This window comes from Pseudonocardia pini (assembly GCF_013870575.1).
Taxonomy (GTDB): domain Bacteria; phylum Actinomycetota; class Actinomycetes; order Mycobacteriales; family Pseudonocardiaceae; genus Pseudonocardia; species Pseudonocardia pini.
In genome coordinates this window covers 1-1903 of record NZ_JACBXB010000933.1, presented here as the reverse complement: position 1 = coordinate 1903, position 1903 = coordinate 1, and the positions used below count along the sequence as shown (strand labels likewise).

The 1903-nt window shown below is 73.5% G+C and carries 4 protein-coding genes; all 4 read left to right on the top strand.

The features are described from left to right. The coding region (locus tag H5J29_RS31005) for a glutamate ligase domain-containing protein (protein ID WP_281376148.1) at positions 1–425 on the top strand (425 nt) is incomplete at its 5' end. Next, positions 422–808, top strand: coding sequence for a DUF4233 domain-containing protein (locus H5J29_RS31000; RefSeq protein WP_312858492.1), 387 nt, complete (start codon positions 422–424; stop codon positions 806–808). The genes H5J29_RS31005 and H5J29_RS31000, both read left to right, overlap by 4 nt. 69 nt (positions 809–877) lie before the next feature. Beyond that, the gene (locus H5J29_RS30995) at positions 878–1405 is read left to right on the top strand and encodes a DM13 domain-containing protein (protein ID WP_181784490.1); all 528 of its coding nucleotides are present in this window, start codon (positions 878–880) and stop codon (positions 1403–1405) included. Between the two features lie 23 nt (positions 1406–1428). Beyond that, complete coding sequence (ndk, locus tag H5J29_RS30990; protein WP_181784489.1) at positions 1429–1839, top strand: nucleoside-diphosphate kinase; 411 nt, start codon at positions 1429–1431, stop codon at positions 1837–1839. Positions 1840–1903 lie beyond the last annotated feature (64 nt).

Genomic DNA, 1903 nt, shown 5'->3' with positions numbered 1-1903 from the left:
CGATGTCCGGTGGGCCGGGGCAGCCGACCGTGCTCATCGACGCCGCGCACAACCCGCACGGCGCTCGTGCGCTGGCCGCCGCCCTGATGTCGGAGTTCCGGTTCGCCCGGCTCGTCGGCGTGATCGGCGTGATGCGGGACAAGGACGCCAAGGGGCTGCTCGAGGCGTTGGAGCCCGCGCTGCACGAGGTCGTGGTCACCCGGAACTCGTCGCCGCGCGGGATGGACCCGGACGAGCTGGGCGAGATCGCCGTCGGGGTGTTCGGGCGGGACCGGGTCAGCGTGGAGCCGCAGCTCGAGGCGGCGATCGGGCAGGCCGTGGAGCTGGCCGAGGAGGGCGGGGACTCGGGGGTCGGGGTGATCGTCACCGGGTCGGTGGTGACCGCGGGGGAGACCCGGACGATCTTCGGGAAGGAACCCTCGTGAACGAGGTCAGGCCGCCTGCCACGGACCCGATGAAGGGGCTGCGCGGCATCTTCGCCGGGGTGTTGGTGCTCGAGGCGATCGTGGTGCTGTTGGCGCTGCTGGTCGTCAGCCGCTTCGCCGGTGCGGCCGCGACCCCGCTCGCGATCACGCTGGTGTCCGTCCTCGGAGTGCTCATGATCCTGGCCTCCGGGGTGCAGCGGCGGCCGTGGGGGCTCCCGGTGGCGCTCGGCCTGCAGGTCGCGCTGGCGGCCTGCGGCTTCCTGCACTTCTCGCTGTGGATCGTGTTCGCGCTGTTCGCGCTGGTCTGGGGCACGCTGCTGTGGATGCGGCAGGACGTCGCGAAGAGGATGGCGCGCGGGGAGCTGCCCTCCCAGCAGGGCTGAGCAGGACGTTCCCGGTCCGTCGGGCGCCTCGTGCTGGTGCGCGGCCCCTGGATCCGCCACGGTGGACCGATGAGCGATCCCCGACCTCCCGTGTGGCGCCGCCGCGCGGTGGTGCTGCCGGTGCTCGGGCTGGTCGCGGTCCTGGTGGCCGCCGGGCTGTTCTGGTTCCAACCGTGGAAGCTGGTCGTCGACGCCACGGTGGCGGAGCCCCTCCCGACGGCCGCCGCGGCTCCCGCGGCTCCGCTCCCGCAGACCGTCGCACGGGGCACGCTGGTCAGCCACGAGCACGAGACCAGCGGGTCGGTGGAGCTGCTGCGGCTGCCCGACGGGTCGCTCGTCCTGCGGGTGGCGGACCTCGCGACCAGCAACGGGCCGAAGCTCAAGGTCTGGCTCACCGACGCCCCCGTCCTGCCCGGCCGCGAGGGCTGGCACGTCTTCGACGACGGCCGGTACCTCGACCTCGGCGACCTCAAGGGCAACGTGGGCAGCGCGAACTACCCGGTCCCGGCGGGCGCCGACCTGACCGGCCTGACCAGCGTGAGCATCTGGTGCGAGCGGTTCGCGGTGTCGTTCGGGGCCGCCACGCTGGGCGGCTGAGGGCGTCGCTACGCTCGGCGACCGTGACTGAACGCACTCTCGTCCTCGTGAAGCCCGACGGCGTCGCCCGCAACCTGATCGGGGAGTGCCTGGCGCGCATCGAGCGCAAGGGCCTCAAGCTGGTGGCCGCCGAGCTGCGCACCGTCGACCGCGAGCTGGCGAGCCAGCACTACGCCGAGCACGACGGCAAGCCCTTCTTCGAGTCGCTGCTGGAGTTCATCACCTCCGGCCCCGTGCTGGCGGCCGTCGCGGAGGGCCCGCGGGCCATCGCGGCGTGGCGGCAGCTGGCAGGGGGCACCGACCCCGTCGAGAAGGCGGCGCCGGGCAGCATCCGCGGCGACTTCGGCCTCGAGACCCAGGCCAACCTGGTGCACGGCTCGGACTCCCCGGAGTCCGCGGCCCGCGAGATCAAGCTCTGGTTCCCGAACCTGTGACGCACGGCGGGCCGCGGCCCGTCACCGATCCGGTCGGCCTGGAGGCCCCGTTCGGGGACCTCTG

Excerpts from the sequence above, each read along its gene's own strand:
- H5J29_RS30995 (WP_181784490.1), top strand. The coding sequence starts at position 878 with ATGAGCGATCCCCGACCTCCCGTGTGGCGCCGCCGCGCGGTGGTGCTG.